Raw genomic sequence first — 18,277 nt, 5'->3', positions numbered from 1 at the left:
GGCCCGCCACAGGGTGGGATCGTGTTCAGCGCTGGGCGCTGGTCATCCCCACCCGAGATCCTCGTCGTGCATGCCCCAGCCGAAGTCCCCGGCGCCCTGCACGCTCCAGCCCACGTCACCTTCACGGCGTTCCTTCATGGTCACCACCCCTTCGTGATCTTGATGGAAGGGCAGAGGACTACGCCCGAGCTGCGGCTGGTGACAGGGCAGGAACCGATCACCGGTCGGGCAGCTTGCGGCGCAGCGTGTCCATCGACCCTTTCACGGCCTCCAGTTGCTCGCCGAGCACCCGCATGCGCGAGGCCATGTGTTCCATGCGCGCGGCGGCCGCCAGCGACCCGAAGGTCTGTGCCAGCGCGGCTGCCTCCGGGGGACCTCCCTCCTTGGCGTTCCTGGCCCAGTGCACTGCGAGCCTCTCGAACTCCTTGGCACGTTCCACCGCTTCGTGCACGGCCACGCGGACCCCCCTTCGTGGATGGACCGGCCCCTGTTGTACCGGCCGCACCGTATGCAAGGACGGCACAAGCACTTTCGGGTCTCAGGGTTGTCCACGACTTGTCGCTCGGACCGCTCTTTCCGGCGGAATCTGTCCACAGGCCGCCCGGCGTAGGAAGGGGGGGTCCGCTTCCAGGTGTGCAGTGCCTGGACGCACATCGAAAGGGCGCAGCCGTGGGATGCTCCTATAGACGTCAAGCCACAGGAGCAAGGTCGTTTTGAGTGACTTGTTTGGTGGGTGTGGTGGTCAGGGCGCGGTAGACCTCGCGGGCGACGAAGCGTTTGAGGCAGCGCATGTTGTCCTTCTTGTTCAGCCCTTCGCTGGTGCGGCGTTCGACGTAGGCGCGGGTCCGTTCGTCGTATCGCATGCGAACCAGGACGATCGTGTGCAGGGCGTTGTTCGCGGCCCGGTCGCCACCACGGTTGAGACGGTGGCGGTGGGTGCGGCCGGACGATGCCGGGATCGGCGCGACGCCGGTCAGGTGCGCGAACGCCGCCTCGGAATGCATCCGTTCGGGGTTGTCTCCGGCGGAGGCGAGCAGCTGGCCGGCGGTCTCCGGGCCGATCCCGAACATTTCCAGCAGTGCGGGCGCGGCCTGCCTGGTCAGCGGACCGATCTCGGAGTCCAGCTCGGTGATCTCCTCGTCCATGGCCTGGTGGCGGCGGGCCAGGCGCCGCAGTGACGCCCGGGTCGCGGCCAGTGGCCTGGAGAGGTCGTTGCCGGGCCGCAGCCGGGCCAGGGTGCGTATCAGCGCGGCACGGTCCAGGCCGGAGACCTGCTCGCGCAGCATCGCGGGAGCGGAGACCAGAAGTCCGCGGATCTGGTTCATGGCCTGGGTGCGGGCCTTGACCGCGCTGCGGCGTGCGACGCGCAGGACGCGCACGGCCTCGACCACACTGTCCCGGCTCTTGGGGATGCCGGTGGCCCTGCCGGACAGCACCGCCGTCGCAGCGGCGTAGGCGTCGATCGGGTCGGACTTGCCCTTCATCCGCCGTGTCTTGCGGTCCGGCCGGTCCACATCGATGACCGCGACCCCGGCGGCCGTCAGTACCCGGGCGAGCTCGGCCCCGTAGGCACCGGTGCCCTCCACCCCGACCGCGCCGAGCGCGCCGTGCGAACGCATCCAGCCCAGCAGGTCCCGGTAACCCCGGATGGTGGCGGGAAACTCCTGGTCAGCGACGTGCCGACCGATTCCGTCGATCACCGCCGCGTGGTGGGTCAGGCCGTGAGTGTCGACTCCGCCGGTGATCCGGGAGCCATCGTGCGTCATGCTGGTCATGTCCGTCCTTGCCGTTTGTCCGAGCCGAGGGCGGCACGCGCCGGTCGGGCGGGTGGACAAGACAGTGACGGGGCTTCTGGCCAAGTTCCTATGAAGTCACAAGCGCCCGTCCGGCCGCGTGCGGGGTGGCCCCGCCAACGCGCCGACAAATCCCAAACAGGACAGTCGAAGACGTCAGTCAGACGGAGGGTCAGGCCCGTCAGCAGAACCACCACTCACATCATCACTGTCAGACGAAGTTCGACAAGCAGGTGGAGGAGTCCGCCGAGTCCCTCGCGTTCGGGATCGGCAGGGTGTTGGCCGGGCGGGACCTGGACGGGGTCCGTCGTACGGACGCGACGTTCTGGCGGGCGGGCACCCGCGTCCTGCCCAAAGTCGAAGGCAAGGTGTCCCGCTCCTCCTACCGGGCCGGGTGGCAGCGCCTGACCTTCCGCGTCAGCGGCCTGGCCGCGACCGGCGGGGCCGGCTACTGGGCGCTGCTTGAGAACCGGGACTCCACCGTCGCCACCGTGCGCGACGTCTGGGAGAACCCCGACCCCGCCATCGCGGCCGCGCAGAGCGGCGGCATCGGCCTGGCCTCCGCCGCAGCCGTGGGCAGCGCCGCGTACGGGCTGGCGACGCGCAAGCGCCGGGAGTTCATGCGCGAGTGGGTGACCCCGCTGCACGAGGCCCTGGCCGTGCCGCTGGGCTTGTCGGAGCTGACCGACCCGCGCCGCTACCTCCACGTCCCGCGCGACTTCTCCGACGACGACGCCCAGATACGCATCGACGTGCCCACCCACATGCGCTTCAACGAGGACCTGGTCGCCGACCTCATCGTCAAGAAGCTCGCCCTGGAGAACGTCTCCTTCACCTGGCGCCGCGCGGGCAAGGACACCCACGTCATCGTCAAGAAGCGCAAGGCCCCGCCCAAGAAGCTGAGCCTGTCCGATCCCGGGCTGCGCGAGATCCTCGTGAAGATGCCCGAGTCCGCACCGTTGATCGGCCTGGGCTCGGGCAAGAAGAAGGTCTCCGTCGACCTGGACGCCGACTCCCCGCACGTCCTGATCTCCGCAGGCACCGGCGGCGGCAAGTCGACCATCCTGCGCTGCATCACCTGCCAGTTCATCCACAACGGCGCGCTCGCCTTCGTCCTGGACTTCAAGCGGATCTCCCACACCTGGGCCCGCGGCGTGCCCGGCGTCACCTACTGCCGCGACATCGGCGAGATCCACGACGCCCTGGTCCGTCTCGCCCAGGAAGGCCGGCGCCGACTCAGCCTTGCGGAGGACCTGGCCGACGACGTCCTCGAAAAGGAGCCGTGGCGCGTCGGCCCCAGGATCGTGATCCTCCTCGAAGAGGTCAACGCCACCATGACGCAGCTCAAGCGGTACTGGGCGAAGATCCGCGAGAGCGGCGACCCCAAGGAGTCCCCGGCCGTCGACGCGCTCGCCCAGATCCTCTTCATGGGCCGCCAGGTCCGCCTGCACGTGCTCCTGGTCGCCCAGTCCGCGACCGCCAACGCCGTCGGCGGCCCGGCGATGCGCGAGAACTTCTCCACCCGGATCCTGGTCCGCTACACCCTCAACGCCTGGCGCATGCTCGTGCCCGAGGTCAGCCCCATCCCGATGGCGAGCGAGCACCCAGGCCGCGTCCAAGTCGTCACCCGCGGCCGCGCCCAGGAGACGCAGGTGCTGAACCTGTCGAATGCGGAGGCCCGCGAGTGGGCGATGTCCGGCGTCCACGCCCAGGGTAAGACCGGCCCCCCGCTGCACAAGACGCCCGCCCCGGCCGCCGACCTCCTCACCGACGACTGGGACACCAGCGTCCCCGAGGTCCCGGCCGCGGCCCCGGCAGCCGACCCGGACTTCCTCGCCGACGCCTGGAGCCTCACCCCAGCCCCGGCCACCGGCCCCGAGACCACGGTGACGCCGCCGGCCGACCCGCACCCGGCCCCGGCACTCGACCCGGACGACGAGGTGGTCGGCCTGCGCGAGGCGTACGAGCAGCACCTGTCGGACATCGTCGCCAGCCTCAAGGCGCTGCGCTGGGCCCCTCAGAACGACCCGGACTTCCCCGGCCCCGTCGACAAACGCGGCGCCGAATTCCTCTACCGCGTCGGCGACCTCAAGAAGTGGGCCCGCAACCGGCCCCGCGCCCACGCCACCGACTCCGGCTGACCGACCCGGTCCGCCGACGTCGTCCGAACCGGCCCTGTCCGGTCCGGACGACACGATCCCCCCGCCTGGAAGAACACCCGACCAGGCACAGCACAGAACAGGAGCACCCCACCATGTGGAAGACCCAGAGCACCGTCCCGCAGCAGCTGCGCCTCACCGACCCGGGCGTCCGCGAGCAGCTGGAAGCGCTGCCCGTCTCCCAGGTCCTCATCGGCCTCGGCACCGACGGGCAGCCGGTCTGCGTCGACCTGGACGTCGACTCGCCGCACGTCCTGGTCTGCTCCGCCTCCGGCGGCGGCACCTCCACCGTCCTGCGGACCCTGGCCGCGCAGTTCCTGCACCACGACGGGGACGTCCTGGTCCTCGACACCAAGCGCATCTCCCAGTCGTGGACGCGTGGTCTGCAGAGGGTGACGTACCGCTGCGACATCGCCGACATCCACGACGCCCTTCTCGGCCTCCGCGTCGAACTGACGCGCCACGTCGACGAGAACGGCGAAACCGATGACCTGCCACACCTGGCGGTGGTGTTCGAGTCCGCAGGCCACACCCTGCGGCAGCTGGCCCGCCACTGGGACAACATCCGGCAGGCGGGCGAGGCGAAGACGTCCCCGGCCGTCGACGCGTACGAGGAGATCCTCTTCGCCGGCCGCGAGGCCCGCATCCACATCCTCGCCGGCGCCCAGAACTACCGCCCCAGGCTGGGACGCGAGCAGTTCTCCACTGTGCTCCTGGGACGGGTCACCACCCGCACCTGGAGCCAGGCCGCCCCGCAGGTCGCCACCGTTCCGAAGAGCAGCACCCGCCCGGGTCGCTTCCACAACGTGCAGCACTCCACCGCCCACCCCACGCAGGTGCTGTTCATGACCGACGCCGAAGCCACCGCGTGGCGCACCGCCATAGCGGCCGGCGAGAACTGACCGGCCCGGAGCCACAGACACCACGGCCCCGAGGGGGATCCACATCCTCCCGGGCCCGTGGTGCGCTACGCAACGCCGGTACGAAGCTGCGCCTCGCCGCTGCCTCGCCCCGAGGGGAGGCAGCGGCGAGGCGGTCAGATTGAGGAATCCTCGTCGGCGAGCTGGAGGAAGCGCGAGGATGATGCGATGAACTCGTTACCCGACCCCGTGATGCAGCTGATACGCGCAGCCCTGCAGCCTCGGGTACAACCAGCGCCTTCGCGCGCTGACGACCCGGTGTGCCGCGTCGTACTTGCGGCAGCGAAAGCTGACATGAAGGCCGGCGGAACCGACCACCTCATGCGGCTCAGCGCTGGTGCGGGTTGCGCGGCGTCAGGCCTGACCTTCTGGCTCTCTAAGGAGCGAGAGACAGACCTGGAAATGCTGATATCCCAGCTCAGGTCTGTCCTTCCGGACGGGGTTCCTGAGCGCGACGCGGTAAAGATGATCGAGACGATGTTGACCGGCCCGCCGGGCGTGCAGCAGACCGCCGCCTTCCTGTACCGCATGTTCACGGACGACGAAGAGCGTTTCTACGACCTCATCGTCGGCCTCGGCCGCTACTGCGCCGAGTGCGTCGGCACGCTGAGCACCTTCGGGATCAGTAGCGAGGAAGACACTCTCGACGACCTCAACGACATGCTCCAGGCCTTCTACACCGGCTGATCCGCCGCAAACGCGGAACGCTGGGGCCGGGGCGACAGTTCGTGCCACGGCCCCCTGTTCCGAGCCGGATACACCACGGACCGCTCGCGGCCGTACCCAGCGGATGCCGCCCCGCATACTGAGGCAGTTCTCGCTGTGGCAGGACACCAACCGTCAAGGGATGGAGCGCAGATGGATGTGGGATCGGTGCTCGGAGGCATAGGCCGAGTGGCGGCTGGGGCGGGCCGACTGATGTGGGCAGTGGTGACCGCACCGACCACGGGAACCGAGTACGACGTCCAATCCAAGATCGACAGACTTGCCGAGAAGATTGAGAACGAGGTGCCGGAGGAGCTGCGGGACCGGGCATGGGGTCTGGTTTTGGACGGGTTGTACTGGGTTCCTCAGGAGATCGACCAGTTGGTGGAGGGGCTACAGGCGCCCGATGACGAGAAGACCGACGGTGCGTCGGCCAAGTACTGACGCCGGGAACCGGATCATCGTCATGCACTTCCAGTCGCGTGCGATGTCCGGCTCGGTGTAGCGCAGCACCATGACCGCACGCTAGAGCGACTCCGCCGCCGATCCCCGGCATCGCGGCCCCTGGCCACCCGTACAAACCAGGCACCATCGCGGCCGCCGCCGGTGGGCGAGCCTCGCAGGTTGCACCGGGCGGAGGTCAGAGGGAGGCCGTGTTGGTCTTCTCTGCGGGGGGAGCAAGGTCGTGGAGCCGGTCGAGCCGTCCGGAGAGCGCGCGCAGCACCTCGGCCTTCGTCTTCACCCCGCTCAGGTTGCGGGAGCGCTGCGCGAGGGGTCCGTCGGCGTCCGCGAGCACGATGTCGGTGAACAGGCGCCGGCCGTCGTGGTCCGGCAGTCGGCTCGCGTATCCGAGGACGTCGACGGCGACCGCGCGGGCTGCCCCGGTCAGCAGCAGCCCGATCTGCTCGTAGTCGTCAGGCCGCAAGGCATCCGGGTCGGTCCATGACAGCACCGCTTGGAGCAGGTGCTCGTGCGTCGTGCGGTCGAGCGGGAGGTGGGCGCCCATCCGGCCTTCGGGGTCGTAGAGCACGGTGTGCCCGTTCATGACACGGCCGTCGTGCAGGAGAGGGCGGTGAGCTCTCGTAACCGGTCGGCGAACGGGGCGGCCGCAACGAGCGCCGACGGGGTGCCGGTGTCCGGGTGGCTGATCCAGTCGGCGGCGGCCGTGCCGTCCTGCGGCACGATCGGCGCGAGGAGCTGGTGCCCCACGGACAGCACGCGGACCTTAGGGATGCCCGCGAACACGTCGCGGGAGCCTGTCGGCACCAGGACATACAGCCGGTCGCGGAGATGGTCGACCAGGACCCGGTAGCCGTCGCGGGTGCCCGCGCCCATCGCGGTGAGCGCGTCGAGGCCGGCGGTCATCGGTTCGACGGCCACCGCGTCCCACGCCCGTCCGCACTCCGCCCACCGCGTACGGGCCCGGTGCCCCCGCCACCGGATCCGCTGGGCATCCGTGACCGTGGCGAGCTCACGCCATCCCGGGGCCGCAGGCTCTCCGGAGTCGGCTGGTCTTCCGATGGAAGCAGGTGCCATCGCCATCTCCCTGATCAGACGTCACGTAACCGATTACCCAATCAGCAACGGCCGTGCGGACGCGATGTCACGCCGATGAAAGAGCGATGCAAGTCCGGGTGAACCGGGCCGAATCCTGGGCAGAGCAGTTCCGGGACGGGATACGGTCGCGGCACCCGACCCGGAGCCGGCATGAACGACCACCCCAGCAAGCCCTCGCCCAATACCCGGCTGCGCGCGGTCCGTGAACTCGAGTTCCAGATGAGCCGCTCGGAGTTCGCGAAGAAGGTCAAAGAGACCGGCAAGGCGATGGGCGAGAACGTGGCCTGTGGCCCGCGGCTGGTCGCCGACTGGGAAGACGGCAACGTCCTGTGCCCCCGCGCCGTCTACCAGCGCATCCTCACGAAGATGACCCACGGTCGGAGCATGACCGACCTCGGCTTCACCCTCCCCGCTCCACCCGCCCGGGACGCCCGGTCCGGTCCGTCCCTCACCGGTGCGTACGAGCGCCCGGACGAACCGGCCCCGGCGGACCGGCGGGCCTTCCTCCTCGACGGCGCCGCCGCCCTCCTGGCCCTCCCGCTCACCACCGGACCGGCCCCGGGGAAGATCGGCATCCGCGAAGTACGGGCCGTCACCGCAGCCGTCACCACCCTGTACGCCCACGACCACGACCACGGCTCCGCACCCTTGCGCCACGCCGCGTCCCAGGCCCTGCACACCGCCTACCAGTGGCTCCAGTCCGGCACCTACACCAGCAGCACCGAGACGAAGCTGCGCACCGCGACCGGCGCCCTCTCGATCGCCGCCGGATGGCTCTCCTACGACTCCGGCCGCTCCGCCGACGCACACTCCCTGTACGGCGAAGCCCTCGCCGCAGCGAGGATCGCCGACGACCCCGCACTCGAAGCACACGCCTTCGGCTGCCTCTCCCTCCTCGCCAAAGCCTCCGGACGGCCCCGGGAGGCGATCGCCGCCGCGCAGGGTGCCCAGGCCGTCGCCCGCAACCTCGGCTCCCCGCGGCTGCTCTCCCTGTTCCACATGCGCGAGGCCGGCGGGTGGGCACTGATGGGCGACGCCACCGCCACCGACAAGGCGATCGTCCGCGCCCACACCCTCTACGCCAAGGGCCCGTCCGACGCCGACCTGGCCTGGCTCGACTTCTACGCGCCCGGTGAACTCGCAGGCCTCGAAAGCCTCGCCCGCGCCGACCTCGGACAGCACGAACGCGCCGCCGCCGGCGCCGAACAGGCCGTCCTTCTCCACGGCGACGCCTTCACCCGGAACCGCGCCCTGTACACGGCTGACGTCGCCATCCAACATGCGGTGAGGGACCGCCCCGAGCCGGAGGCAGCCGCCGAAGCTGCAGGCCGGGTCCTCGCGTTCCTCCCCGAAGTGCGCTCCGACCGGCTGCTGCAGTCCCTGCACAACGTCGCCGGCGCACTCCAGCGCCACGGCCGCGTCCCCGCGGTCGCGTCCTGGATCGAGGAATACCGCGCTACCACCGCCACCGAAGGAGGACCGGCATGACCAGCACCCGCACAGACGTCGTGATCCGCACCTACGGACCCGGCCAGGTCCCGCCCATGCTCGACACGATCGCCGACATCTGGTCCGACGCCCACCCCGAACTCGTCGACACCCCCGGGGCCTCCACCGACGGCCTGTCCGCCGCCGCACTCCACCGCCAGATCACCAGCCACCTCCGCTACGAAGGCTTCACCCTGGTCGCCGCCTACACGCACGGCTCCATGGTCGGCTTCGGCTACGCCTTCCCCTGCACACCGGAGTACTGGTACGGCCCCGAGCTGCTCCCCGAGATCCCCGAACACGTCCGTGCGGGCCGCCTCATGGGCCTGTGCGAACTCGCCGTCACTCCCGCCCGCCAGTCCCGGGGCATCGGCACCCGCCTGCACGCCGAACTCCTCAAGGCCATCCGCCCCGACTACGCCTCGCTCCTGGTCCGCCCGGACAACACCGCCGGCCGCACCCTCTACGACCGCCTCGGCTACACCTACGCCGGCCCCTACCGCAACGAACCCGCAGGACCTCTCTACGACCTTCTGCTCCTCGAAGTCGGCGTCGAGGCCCACGCATACTGACGGGCGCCCAGCGCTATCACCGTCATCGCCTCTGTCCGTGCTCCCGCTCCCCGCTTCCGGCGTAGCCTGCTCGGGAGCTCGGGCCGTGACGTAGCGCCTGGTCCGGCGCTCCATACGCTACGGGGAGAGGTAAGTCAGACATGGCCAACAGCGGGCAGACGGACACGGCCGAACTGGTAGCCATGGTCAGTGAGCGCACCACCGTGATTGTCCGGCTGGCACTGGTCGCCGACGAACATCAGTGGCAACTGCACCATGGCCAGATCACCTTGGACGACGACACCCCGGTGACGGAGCGAGCCTGGCGCTACAGCACGGCGGCCTTCTTGGAATTGCCCCTGCCCGGTCCGACGGCCGCCGCGCTGCTGCACGGTGACGACCAGGACGTCCACGACATCCGCGTCGTCCTGCCCGGCCCGCAGTCCTCCAGCGCCTCCACCTATCGGCTGCGCAGCCAGGAACAGTGGGGCCGGGTGACCACACCGTGGCCGCGCACCGAGTGGACCATCAGCCGGGACCACAACACGCCCCAGCCCGGCCACGACCTGCTGATCGGGGACGGCCCTTCCTTCCTGAACTTCGACCAGGCCCTCAGCGCCTTCCTCTACCAGCGCCCCCACGACAGCAACGCAGATCGCTCGCAGCTGTGGCGTATCGTCCAGCCGCAGCGCGGGGGCTGGCTTGAGAAGATCACCATCGGGCCCGACCTGCTGACCGCCGACCTCGTCGGCGACGACCTGGACGGCGACGACCTGGACGGCGCCGTACTGGAACTGAGCTCGGCGGCGGGCCACCAGCCCCAGCCCATCTACGGTGCCGGCACCTACCACTTCGAGCTGCGCCACGGACTCGCGCACGACAGCCTGCTGATGCTCCGCCGCGGGGACCAGTGGCTGGACTGGCGCCACTTCCCGGCTCCCGCATACGGGCGCGCCCGCGACGCCTCGGTCGTCTGGGAGGAATCAGGTCCTGAGCTGGACATCCTCCTGGCGAGCGGAGAGGGAAAGTACCTGGAGTGCAAACGGGAGGTCCCAGAGGGCGACTCGCGAAAGAAGATGCTGAAGACCATCGCCGCTTTCGCATCGCAGAACGGTGGCACCGTGCTGATCGGCGTCAGCGACGACTTGCACATCGTGGGTCTGCCCGAGAAGCCGACCGTCGACAAGCAGGAACTCGCGGTCGTCGGCATGATCCGGGACACGGTGGAGCCGGCGCCGCCGTACGAATCTCGCGTGATCGACCACGACGGCAAGAAGGTTCTCGCGATCGAGGTTTCCGGCGGGGGCCAGATGTACTCCTACCGCGACCGTGACTCGAGACGCCCGGAGTTCTACGTCCGCGTCGGCCCGAACACGGTGCCCGCACGCCATCCTGAGATCGCCGCAGGGTTTCGACAGGTTCCGAGCACATAGCCCGCAGAGGGGGAGCAAGCCAACATCCCCGGTCCTACACGCACACCAGTGCGATGCCATGCACTCTGGCGCGACAGCATCAAACTGGCGTGCGTGTAGAACCGGGGACACGCTCGGTGAGGCTGGTCAAGGTTCATGTGATCAAACGAGTGGATCGTTCAGGCGGCGCCGCGTCATGCTGTTTCCCCCAGCCGACCTTTGACGGCTGACCACGAACGGGGGAGCAAGCAGTGGCAAGTAGGGAGCCGAGAACCGTTGAGGAGAAACACCAGCGATGCCTTGAGGCGTTCGTGCTACGTGCGCGCCGCGTCGAAGAGCACTCGCTCGCGGCTGACTGGGACGCGCTCGTCGCCCTGATCCAGCCGCAGATGACCGTGGCCCAGCTTGACGGTGGCGAGGTGCGAATCCGGTACGAACTCCCGGCCGAGGAGGTAGTCGAGTCCGCCGCCGCACGCATCAGGCCGATCCTGCTCAACGGTGACGCATGCTTCTACCAGAAGGCGCTGGGGGCGCTGGGCTACTTCTGCCGAGACCTGCCGCACGAGACGGAATGGGTAAAGGCCACACGAGCCGAATGGAGGCTGCGAGTAGAGCCGTCCACGCCGGAGGAGGCCGGATACTGGGTCATGGTCAGCGACACGGCCACGGGCGAAGACCACAGCCTCGATCGACACCAGCTGGCCATGGCCTGGATCTACGGGGACGTGGTGCACCACGACACCGAACGGCGACAGGAAGGCGACCCCTTCGGACTGATCGAGCGGTTCCGGGGCGCAGTGCCCCTCGTCGCATGGGCCATGGTGGGAACGATTGAGCTCCTGAACTACATTCGCGCCCTCCACGAAGCCGGGATCCTTCAGCTGCCCCAGGAGGTCATGGACGAGCCTGTCGCGCTGAAGTCGACCACATGGGAACACAGTGCCGAGGTGTCCTACGCTCCCATCGGCACGGAACCCCCGACGACCGCGAGCGCTCCGATGGGAAGAGACTGGGCCCGACTGGACGGGACAGCCGACCTCTCCCGCTTCCGCACCAGCACCGGGGGACAACTGCTGCGCGCCGCTCGTTCATCACACCTGCCCGAACTGCCCTCGCCCGAAGAAGTCGAAGCCGCCCGCACGCCCGCCGGTGGATGGAAGCGAGACCAACTCGCCGCCTGGGGCGTTTCGTGGCCCCCGCCCAAGGGGTGGAAGGACGAGCTGGCCAAGCGGTGGAAGGCCGCACGGCCGGACGGCGCTCCGCTGCCCCTGCCCAGCCAGGCCCCGGCCCCCTTCGCGCAGGAGTCGCTCGACTTCGGCTGACCCGGCACCAGCGGGGCCAGAGCAGGATCACCCTGCCCGGCCCCGCCGCTCGTTCCTGGCTGCTTACCGGCTGAGGCGGGTGCGCGGCCCCCACACGTACTCGACGTCGTCCAGGAAGACCATCTCCAGCTCTTCCTCCCACAGCCCGCGCAGGAGGAACGGGGCGGCCTCCATCCGCTCCAGGATGACCACGGTCTCGGGCTGTCCGATCAGCGCGTACCGGCCGTGCGAGGCGGGCTTGCTGCCCGGCCCGTGCGTACGCAGCATCTCCTCCAGGCGGCGCGGTGCTGCTCCACGAACGCCTCCAGGCGCTCGATGTACCCCGCGCGTTCCTCGGGGCGCACCGCGCTCAGAGCGACGTCCAGGAAGTCACCGCCGTCCGGCCAGTGCCCCCTAACGCTCGGTGGGGGGTTTGCTGGCCTGGGGTGTTGCGGGATCACTGCGAAGTCGAGTGGTTGGTTGGGGGTGGGCCTGGTGTGTGAGCTGGGGTTGTGTGTTGAGTGGGGCCGGGTTCGTTGTGGGTTTCGCTAGCGTGTAACGGCCCGAACGCTGTTTTGGCTGGTCAGTGCTGGATGTGGGGCCCGTCCGAGAGGGGCGGGGCCGGCGGCGCCGGTATCAGTGGGCGGCTGCGGGCGACCCTCACATGCTTGGCGGTGACTTGAATGTCAGAGGAAGCTCGTAGGGTCATTCCATGATCGACGGGCGGAGGCGTCCGTGACCGCTGGCGTATGGAGGGTGTCGGGGTGGCGTGGGGGCGCAGGGAACTGCAGGAGCGGCCGCGGTGGGTGCTGGATCCGTTGGTGGGTGTAGGGCCGGTCCGGTTCGGGATGAGCCAGACCGAGGTGGCGGACGCGCTTGTCTCACCGGAGCCGAGCGATCGGCGGGGGTCGGGCAGTGGCGGCTTCTGGACGCGGTACCCGGGCGAGTGGGAGGGGATGACGTTCATCCACGGCCATGACGGGCTGCTGGCCGCGGTCGCGGTGGATGCCCTGCGTGGTCCGTTCGTACGGGTCGACGACGTTGAGTTGGTCGACCGGGTGCCATCCGAGGTGTGGGGGGATATCCACCGTCTTGCCTGCGAGCAGGGTGTGGAGGTCCGGGTGAATTTCAGCGGCGACCCGGAGGTTGCGGCGTGGGGGGTGTCGATGGGGACTGCGGTTGATTGCGGCCTGGACGGTACTCGCAGGGACGGGCTGGTGACGTCGGCACTGCTGTGTGGGCCGGGTATCGCCGGCGACCCCTACGAGTCCGAGCCGGTCATTCACTGGCGCGACGTCGACGGCAGGATCCCGCCCCGCAGTCCCGGCGTGTGGCCGGTCGTTCCCGACGAGGAGCGGCCGCAGTGGCAGTGGACGCCGATGCAGCAGGTCGGGCCGCTCATCTTCGGGATGAGCTCGTACGAGGTCGCTGCCGTCTTGGGCGAGCAGCCTGCCCACCGGGAGGGCGCGTTCCCGTTCTGGTTCTGGAAGAAGTCCGGTGTGTGGGACCTGAGGACGGATCATTTCCCGGGAGCCGGGGTCAGTGCCCACTACGCAGGGCCGGTGCCCCGGCTCGGCGGCGTCACCGTACACGGGCGGACCGGGCCTCAGCTCCACCACTGGGGGATCCCGCTTACCGGCATCCAACCGACCACCCTGGACGCCGCGATCATCCAGTACGCCGAGGACACCTCGGATGCCTGGCTGAGGTTCTCCTCCAGCGGCGCCGCAGCCCCCTCCGACGTCCAGCTGTCCATCGGCACAGCCCGGACCGGTGATACCTGCATCAGCGAGCCCAGCTTCTACCAGGCGGACTGGGAGATGCTCTGACCTCCGACACGCAGAGGCTGGTAACGCTCGGTGGGGGGTGCCTCTACGTCGTTCCCAAGGCGTCCCTGCCGGTTTTGGGGTGGCTCGGGCTGGTGGGGTTATGCGGCGAGCTCGACGCCCTTCGGAGTCCGGGATTCGTAGAAGGTGCCATCGCGGAGCATGGCGAACAGGACGCTGATGCGTTGGCGGGCGAGTCATACCGGGCTCTGTCTCCGACGCCTCCACCCGCGCCCGCGCCACCTGCACCCCGAGGTCGGACAGCACAGCGGTGATGACGTCCTCCGCCTCCGCGAAGGCCCTGGTGCGGGCGTGCCGCCGCACGGCGTCCTGCACCCGCTGCTCCGGGGCCTCCTGGTCGCTCGTGCTCATCACGCCGCTCCTTCCGTGGCCGCCCACTCCAGCCCGAGGCCGGCGAGCGCGGCGAGCTTGTCGGCGGTCAGCTTGTCCCGGCGGCTCTTGCTGTTGCTGAGGAACACCCCGAGCTTCACCTCGCTCCCGTCCTCAAGCCGCTCTACGTGGGCCCTTGGGACCTTCACAGGGCCTTTGCGTGCCTTGTGCTGCGCCGGGGCCTCCCTGGTCTCCTCTCAAGTCCTGTCGCGGTTCCTCAATCCAATTACCTATGTCCTGTCGATTCGGCACCATGGCATAGGAACGGTCGGCAGCCCGGGGGCGACTTTGGGCATTTCCGGACGGGGGCGAGGCAGTGGGGAAGAAGCAGGGCAAAGACCGGTCGAGGCCCGCCGAGACGCCAGCGGACGAAGGGGGCACGGGGGACTTACAGCCAGTCATACCCCGACAGTCCCGCGCGCAGGGGGTGCTCCTCCTGGCCACCGCCATACCGCTGGGCTTTGCGGGACTATGGCTGGCCATGGCCGCTCTCAACCATTGGCAGGCCGTCCGTGCCCCGTCCAGGATGAATGCGGATGGGCTTGAGGCCGAGATGATCGCCGATGCGTTGGGCCTGCGTGACCCCTGCTGGTACGCGACGGTCGTTGCCGCGGCTGTGATCGTGGCCGGTGCCACGGCGTTCGGGGCGGTACGCGCCGTGGTGCTGCGACGTCCTCAGGGCGGGCAGGGTTTCATCCGGCTGCGGCTTTTCCTGCCGATCATGGCGTACAACGCGGTCGTCGGATGGGGGGATGATTTGCCGGTGCCCTGGTGGGACTTCGACCTCCTCGTTCCCCTCGTCGTGGTCTCCGCCCAGACCTTGATGTTCGGCGCGCGTCGTCTCGCCGTCCTTGGACGGCAGCACCTCGCGGAGATAATCGAGTCCCCGGGAGAACTCCGCAGAAACTCGTTCACGCTCTACCTGAGGTCCTTCGAGGACGACATCCCGCGGACGGCGCTGGAGGAGACCCGACGCCCCGCCCCCGGGCCGGGCGCCGTGATGTCGGACCTGAGCCTGTCCTCACTGACCGAGGAGGAGCAACTGGCACAGGCACTGGAGTCGGTGGCACCGATGGTCGCGGTGGGACGCCCCGGGGAGAGACTCCCTCTGGTCGGTGCCCGGCGGCTGTATCTGCCGATCGACGACTGGCAGGACACCGTCCGGGACTTGATGGGGCGAGCGCGGCTCGTGATGATGGCGGTAGGACTGGGCCCAGGACTCCTGTGGGAATTCAGCGAGGCGACACGGCTGCTCCCCGCGAAACGGCTCGTTCTTCTGGTAGCCAGTCGCGAGGCGTACGAGACGTTCCGAGCCCAGGCGGCACCACCGCGGGAAGACGCAGCACGACCGGGGCAGCCTGCTTGGGCACCGCCCGTCCTGCCGCCCTATCCCGACAGTGAGCCTTCGGCCGAGCTCACATTGAAGGGCGCTGTGTACTTCGACGCCGACTGGTCCTCGCATTTCGTGCTCTTCAAAGCACGCAGGGTATTGGGTGGAGTTGCCCGAGGGGCCATGGAGGATGGGCTCAAACCGGTTCTCGACCGGTACCGTCCTGGCCGCCACCGGTGATACAGCCCGTGTCGCGCCGTGCCGGCCCAGCAGTCAAATCCCTGATGAGCGCATCCATGAGTCTGCGTAGCGTCGACTTCACCGCCCGCGCCGTCGCCGCCGAGCTCCGCTGTGCGAGGGCCTTGTGAGCTGCGACAACGCAGGCGCCCGTACCGTGCACGCCCTCTACGAACGCCTTGACCCGCCTGGAAGCCGTCCCCGGCCGCTGCAGGAAGGGCCAACCCGAGCGGCGGTTGAGCCGGCGCCCGCGCGACGAGACCCCGGGGAGCTATTGCGCCCCGAGGTCTCGCAGAAAGCCGCTCCCGCTGCTCGGGGAGGAACGGGCCCCAGCTTGGGGGGCGACGGCCACGACGCCCCCCAAGCTGGGGCTTTTCTAGTGATCTGGCCCGTTCTTGAGCTCCCGAGCAGCTGCTCGAATGGCCTCCGTGTAGGGCGCGTCGAAGGCGCGGGTTGCCGGGTCGAGATCGTGGAAAGGGACCAGTGCTTCATGCGCGTCATTCACCGTCTGCATCCAAGCGGACCAGGCGTCGTGGACGTCCTCATCGGTCACGTGCTCGCCCTTGGCTCTCAGTAGCACTGCATAGATCCGGAACAGGGCTGCAGAGCCTTTGGGGGGTTCAGCTTCGTCGGGAAGGCAGGAACGGATGAGGGCGGCGTAGGGATCGAGGTAGGTCACGCGGTCAGTGTGCCCGCAAGCAGCAATACATGCGCCACGGCAAAGACCAGTGGCACGACGCGCTCAGACGTGCCCAGCTCAGCGTAGCGTTTGCGCCAGCCCGCGATCGGGTCCCGACGCAGTGCTTCCCACTCATCGGCAAAGATCCTGACAGGTAGCCGGTCCTCGATCTTGTTGATGCCCTGGAACTTCGCCGTGTTGAGGTCCCGATAGCTTCGGAGCTGCAGCCACCATGTAGCGGAAAGCGTCACTCCCGCCAAGGCCACGGCGGTTGCTGCCCACCAGGGAGACCCCGCCAGCTTCGGAAACCCGAAGCCAACGAGGCCGATGAAGGCGGTCTGGACGGAGAGGAAGAAGGCATTGGCGGTTCCCCGGCGCGCGGAGACACGGTCGGCCATCTCCACGGCAAGCTTGTAGAGCTCGAGGACCTCTGCTCGATGATCAGGCTCGGGCGGACTCGGTTCCCCGGAGGGCGTGGTCATCGGGCCCCGCCGACAAGGGCCTTGAGGGCGTTCCACTCCCACTTGTAGATCTTGTCGCTGGCCTTCGCGGTAGTCGGCTTCTTGCCGGTCTTGCCGCTGTAACCGTTCAGGAGGAAGTACTCGACTCCTTCCTCCTGGGCGATCTCAAGTTCGATGGCCACGCCCACAGCGGTGTCGGTATGGTCACCACACATGACGATGACGATGTCCGAGGCCCTGATCCTGCGGCGCGCCTTGGCCTTCCAGTCGGGTGAAGCCTCCTTGATCGACCAGTCGTGGATCTCGAAAGGCGAGTCAGGGTGCCTGGCCTGCCCGATCAGGAAGTCCTTGAGAGCCTTGTCATAGTCGTAGTCAAAGCTGATGAACACGCGCTTCGGCACGGGAATTCCTCACTCCAGGTGGACGGATCTGTGCGCATCGTAAAGGTGAGCACTGACAGCAGGGCAACGGATATTGCAGAATGGGCCCGTTGCAGATCCCTCCTGCGCTCTCCGAGCACTCGATGTACCCCTCGTGTTCCTCGGCGCGCACCGCGCCGAGCGCGACGTCCAGGAACTCCCCGTCCGGCCAGTGCCGTTCGCCGGGCGCGGCCAGGGCCAACGGGAACCGCTCCGCCGCCGCCAGGACAACCTTCGCGCCCAGCACCCCGGCCCGGGCCGGGGCAGCTTTCTCCACGTGAGCCCCCTACGGGGCAGGGGCGGCCGGCTGACGGGATACCAACATCGCACTGGACGCGGCGTACCCGCACTGCGCCTGGGCGGTGGTGTCGGCGATGCGCAGCAGGTAGCTGGCGACGTCGCGGGGTCCGGCGCGCCAGCCGTCCTCGAGCTGCGGCTCGGATCCGTGCGGGGCGCTGCTCTCGGAGACTCAGGCGGGGGCGTCGGCGACCGCGCCGGCCTCCAGCTTCGACACGATGGCGTTGGCCTGCCCGTGTCCGATCCCGACGGCGGCCAAGGCCCAGAAGACCGTGATCCGTGCCGTCGTCGTGGCCATGTGCTGGTGCTGGCTGATGCGGGCCAGCTCCTGGCCGTACGCGTCGGCGCCGGGCTGCTCGGTGCTCATGCCGCCCACTCCAGTCCGAGACCGGCCAGCGCCGCGAGCTTGTCGGCGGTCAGCTTGTCCCGGCGGCTCTTGCTGTTGCTTAGGAACACCCCGAGCTTCACCTCGCTCCCGTCCTCAAGCCGCTCTACGTGGGCCCTGGGGACCTTCACAGACCCTTCCCGGGCCTTGTACTGCGCCAGGGCCGCCACACCCCTCTCGAAGGCGCTCACAGCCTTCCCAGGAGCCTTGGCGGGCTCGGCCTGCTCCGGGGGCAGCGATGCGACGCCGACCGCCTCCAGGAGCTCGCGCTGCCTGTCGTCGCTCGGAACTTCTGAGTTGTTGGTGTGCCTGTGAACTGGGGTTTCTCAGTTTGGTGGGTGGTCTTGATGGTGGGGGGTGCTGGAGC

At 68.9% G+C, this 18,277-nt stretch carries 19 protein-coding genes and 2 pseudogenes; 10 read left to right on the top strand and 11 right to left on the bottom strand.

Going from position 1 to position 18,277, the window contains the following annotated elements:
* Nucleotides 1-217: 217 nt before the first annotated feature.
* On the bottom strand, nucleotides 218-457 hold the full coding sequence (locus ACFYPN_RS22020; RefSeq protein ID WP_389300314.1) for a hypothetical protein: 240 nt from the start codon (nucleotides 455-457) through the stop codon (nucleotides 218-220).
* Between the two features lie 232 nt (nucleotides 458-689).
* Complete coding sequence (locus ACFYPN_RS22015; protein WP_389300311.1) at nucleotides 690-1,775, bottom strand: IS110 family transposase; 1,086 nt, start codon at nucleotides 1,773-1,775, stop codon at nucleotides 690-692.
* A gap of 251 nt (nucleotides 1,776-2,026) precedes the next feature.
* Between ACFYPN_RS22015 and ACFYPN_RS22010 the strand changes: the two genes are divergently transcribed.
* The 4 genes from ACFYPN_RS22010 (at nucleotide 2,027) to ACFYPN_RS21995 (ending at nucleotide 6,021) form a co-directional block, all read left to right on the top strand.
* On the top strand, nucleotides 2,027-3,934 hold the full coding sequence (locus ACFYPN_RS22010) for a pRL2-11 (protein WP_389300309.1): 1,908 nt from the start codon (nucleotides 2,027-2,029) through the stop codon (nucleotides 3,932-3,934).
* Between the two features lie 113 nt (nucleotides 3,935-4,047).
* Nucleotides 4,048-4,854, top strand: coding sequence for a hypothetical protein (locus ACFYPN_RS22005; RefSeq protein WP_389300306.1), 807 nt, complete (start codon nucleotides 4,048-4,050; stop codon nucleotides 4,852-4,854).
* Nucleotides 4,855-5,040: 186 nt separating this feature from the next.
* The gene (locus tag ACFYPN_RS22000; protein WP_389300304.1) at nucleotides 5,041-5,559 is read left to right on the top strand and encodes a hypothetical protein; all 519 of its coding nucleotides are present in this window, start codon (nucleotides 5,041-5,043) and stop codon (nucleotides 5,557-5,559) included.
* A 171-nt stretch (nucleotides 5,560-5,730) separates the two neighbouring features.
* Entirely contained in the window at nucleotides 5,731-6,021 is a 291-nt protein-coding gene (locus tag ACFYPN_RS21995) for a hypothetical protein (protein ID WP_389300302.1), read from the top strand.
* A 196-nt stretch (nucleotides 6,022-6,217) separates the two neighbouring features.
* Here ACFYPN_RS21995 and ACFYPN_RS21990 read toward each other — a convergent pair whose 3' ends face one another.
* Together ACFYPN_RS21990 and ACFYPN_RS21985 are read right to left on the bottom strand one after the other, a co-directional pair.
* Nucleotides 6,218-6,622 carry a restriction endonuclease gene (locus ACFYPN_RS21990; protein WP_389300299.1) on the bottom strand — a complete coding sequence of 135 codons (405 nt, stop codon included), beginning with the start codon at nucleotides 6,620-6,622 and terminating at the stop codon, nucleotides 6,218-6,220.
* Nucleotides 6,619-7,113 carry a hypothetical protein gene (locus tag ACFYPN_RS21985; protein WP_389300296.1) on the bottom strand — a complete coding sequence of 165 codons (495 nt, stop codon included), beginning with the start codon at nucleotides 7,111-7,113 and terminating at the stop codon, nucleotides 6,619-6,621. Before ACFYPN_RS21985 ends, ACFYPN_RS21990 begins: the two co-directional genes overlap by 4 nt.
* A 171-nt stretch (nucleotides 7,114-7,284) precedes the next feature.
* On the opposite strand from ACFYPN_RS21985, the gene ACFYPN_RS21980 reads away from it, so the two are divergent.
* From ACFYPN_RS21980 to ACFYPN_RS21965, 4 genes are all read left to right on the top strand, one after another.
* On the top strand, nucleotides 7,285-8,622 hold the full coding sequence (locus ACFYPN_RS21980; protein ID WP_389300294.1) for a hypothetical protein: 1,338 nt from the start codon (nucleotides 7,285-7,287) through the stop codon (nucleotides 8,620-8,622).
* Entirely contained in the window at nucleotides 8,619-9,194 is a 576-nt protein-coding gene (locus ACFYPN_RS21975) for a GNAT family N-acetyltransferase (RefSeq protein WP_389300291.1), read from the top strand. Before ACFYPN_RS21980 ends, ACFYPN_RS21975 begins: the two co-directional genes overlap by 4 nt.
* Nucleotides 9,195-9,334: 140 nt before the next feature.
* The gene (locus tag ACFYPN_RS21970; RefSeq protein ID WP_389300289.1) at nucleotides 9,335-10,606 is read left to right on the top strand and encodes a helix-turn-helix domain-containing protein; all 1,272 of its coding nucleotides are present in this window, start codon (nucleotides 9,335-9,337) and stop codon (nucleotides 10,604-10,606) included.
* A 290-nt stretch (nucleotides 10,607-10,896) separates the two neighbouring features.
* Nucleotides 10,897-11,907 carry a hypothetical protein gene (locus tag ACFYPN_RS21965; protein ID WP_389300287.1) on the top strand — a complete coding sequence of 337 codons (1,011 nt, stop codon included), beginning with the start codon at nucleotides 10,897-10,899 and terminating at the stop codon, nucleotides 11,905-11,907.
* Between the two features lie 63 nt (nucleotides 11,908-11,970).
* Here ACFYPN_RS21965 and ACFYPN_RS21960 read toward each other — a convergent pair whose 3' ends face one another.
* On the bottom strand, nucleotides 11,971-12,174 hold the full coding sequence (locus ACFYPN_RS21960) for a hypothetical protein (protein ID WP_389300284.1): 204 nt from the start codon (nucleotides 12,172-12,174) through the stop codon (nucleotides 11,971-11,973).
* A 668-nt stretch (nucleotides 12,175-12,842) separates the two neighbouring features.
* Between ACFYPN_RS21960 and ACFYPN_RS21955 the strand changes: the two genes are divergently transcribed.
* Nucleotides 12,843-13,715 (top strand): hypothetical protein, encoded by an 873-nt coding sequence (locus ACFYPN_RS21955; RefSeq protein WP_389300283.1) that lies wholly within the window; start codon nucleotides 12,843-12,845, stop codon nucleotides 13,713-13,715.
* Nucleotides 13,716-14,083: 368 nt separating this feature from the next.
* On the opposite strand, the pseudogene ACFYPN_RS21950 reads toward ACFYPN_RS21955, so the two are convergent.
* Nucleotides 14,084-14,284, bottom strand: a pseudogene (locus ACFYPN_RS21950) (hypothetical protein); the annotation flags it as partial.
* 299 nt (nucleotides 14,285-14,583) lie between these two features.
* Here ACFYPN_RS21950 and ACFYPN_RS21945 point away from each other — a divergent pair.
* A complete protein-coding gene (locus tag ACFYPN_RS21945) occupies nucleotides 14,584-15,672 on the top strand; it encodes a hypothetical protein (RefSeq protein ID WP_389300280.1) in 1,089 nt (362 codons plus the stop codon).
* A 373-nt stretch (nucleotides 15,673-16,045) separates the two neighbouring features.
* Here the strand turns inward: ACFYPN_RS21945 and ACFYPN_RS21940 are convergent, their stop codons facing one another.
* The 5 genes and pseudogenes from ACFYPN_RS21940 to ACFYPN_RS21920 all read right to left on the bottom strand — a co-directional run.
* A complete protein-coding gene (locus ACFYPN_RS21940) occupies nucleotides 16,046-16,348 on the bottom strand; it encodes a hypothetical protein (RefSeq protein WP_389300277.1) in 303 nt (100 codons plus the stop codon).
* Nucleotides 16,345-16,752, bottom strand: a complete 408-nt coding sequence (locus ACFYPN_RS21935; protein WP_389300274.1) for a hypothetical protein — start codon at nucleotides 16,750-16,752, stop codon at nucleotides 16,345-16,347. The genes ACFYPN_RS21940 and ACFYPN_RS21935 overlap by 4 nt, the downstream gene beginning before the upstream one ends.
* 74 nt (nucleotides 16,753-16,826) lie before the next feature.
* Nucleotides 16,827-17,210, bottom strand: coding sequence for a TIR domain-containing protein (locus tag ACFYPN_RS21930; protein ID WP_389300273.1), 384 nt, complete (start codon nucleotides 17,208-17,210; stop codon nucleotides 16,827-16,829).
* A 487-nt stretch (nucleotides 17,211-17,697) separates the two neighbouring features.
* Nucleotides 17,698-17,892 (bottom strand): hypothetical protein, encoded by a 195-nt coding sequence (locus ACFYPN_RS21925; RefSeq protein WP_389300271.1) that lies wholly within the window; start codon nucleotides 17,890-17,892, stop codon nucleotides 17,698-17,700.
* Nucleotides 17,889-18,188: pseudogene (locus ACFYPN_RS21920) on the bottom strand (helicase associated domain-containing protein); the annotation flags it as partial. The gene ACFYPN_RS21925 and the pseudogene ACFYPN_RS21920, both read right to left, overlap by 4 nt.
* Nucleotides 18,189-18,277: the final 89 nt, after the last annotated feature.

It is taken from the genome of Streptomyces sp. NPDC005576 (genome assembly GCF_042871745.1).
In the GTDB taxonomy this organism is placed as follows: domain Bacteria; phylum Actinomycetota; class Actinomycetes; order Streptomycetales; family Streptomycetaceae; genus Streptomyces.
This window is presented reverse-complemented; position numbering and strand designations above follow the sequence as displayed.

What these genes read in the sequence shown, in the direction of transcription:
- ACFYPN_RS21980 (WP_389300294.1), top strand. Translation starts at nt 7,285, where the DNA reads ATGAACGACCACCCCAGCAAGCCCTCGCCCAATACCCGGCTGCGCGCG.
- ACFYPN_RS22000 (WP_389300304.1), top strand. Translation starts at nt 5,041, where the DNA reads ATGAACTCGTTACCCGACCCCGTGATGCAGCTGATACGCGCAGCCCTG.
- ACFYPN_RS21985 (WP_389300296.1), bottom strand. Translation starts at nt 7,113, where the DNA reads ATGGCACCTGCTTCCATCGGAAGACCAGCCGACTCCGGAGAGCCTGCG.
- ACFYPN_RS21975 (WP_389300291.1), top strand. Translation starts at nt 8,619, where the DNA reads ATGACCAGCACCCGCACAGACGTCGTGATCCGCACCTACGGACCCGGC.
- ACFYPN_RS21970 (WP_389300289.1), top strand. Translation starts at nt 9,335, where the DNA reads ATGGCCAACAGCGGGCAGACGGACACGGCCGAACTGGTAGCCATGGTC.
- ACFYPN_RS22015 (WP_389300311.1), bottom strand. Translation starts at nt 1,775, where the DNA reads ATGACCAGCATGACGCACGATGGCTCCCGGATCACCGGCGGAGTCGAC.
- ACFYPN_RS22005 (WP_389300306.1), top strand. Translation starts at nt 4,048, where the DNA reads ATGTGGAAGACCCAGAGCACCGTCCCGCAGCAGCTGCGCCTCACCGAC.
- ACFYPN_RS21925 (WP_389300271.1), bottom strand. Translation starts at nt 17,892, where the DNA reads ATGAGCACCGAGCAGCCCGGCGCCGACGCGTACGGCCAGGAGCTGGCC.
- ACFYPN_RS21990 (WP_389300299.1), bottom strand. Translation starts at nt 6,622, where the DNA reads ATGAACGGGCACACCGTGCTCTACGACCCCGAAGGCCGGATGGGCGCC.
- ACFYPN_RS21995 (WP_389300302.1), top strand. Translation starts at nt 5,731, where the DNA reads ATGGATGTGGGATCGGTGCTCGGAGGCATAGGCCGAGTGGCGGCTGGG.
- ACFYPN_RS21945 (WP_389300280.1), top strand. Translation starts at nt 14,584, where the DNA reads ATGGCCGCTCTCAACCATTGGCAGGCCGTCCGTGCCCCGTCCAGGATG.
- ACFYPN_RS21960 (WP_389300284.1), bottom strand. Translation starts at nt 12,174, where the DNA reads ATGCTGCGTACGCACGGGCCGGGCAGCAAGCCCGCCTCGCACGGCCGG.
- ACFYPN_RS21955 (WP_389300283.1), top strand. Translation starts at nt 12,843, where the DNA reads ATGACGTTCATCCACGGCCATGACGGGCTGCTGGCCGCGGTCGCGGTG.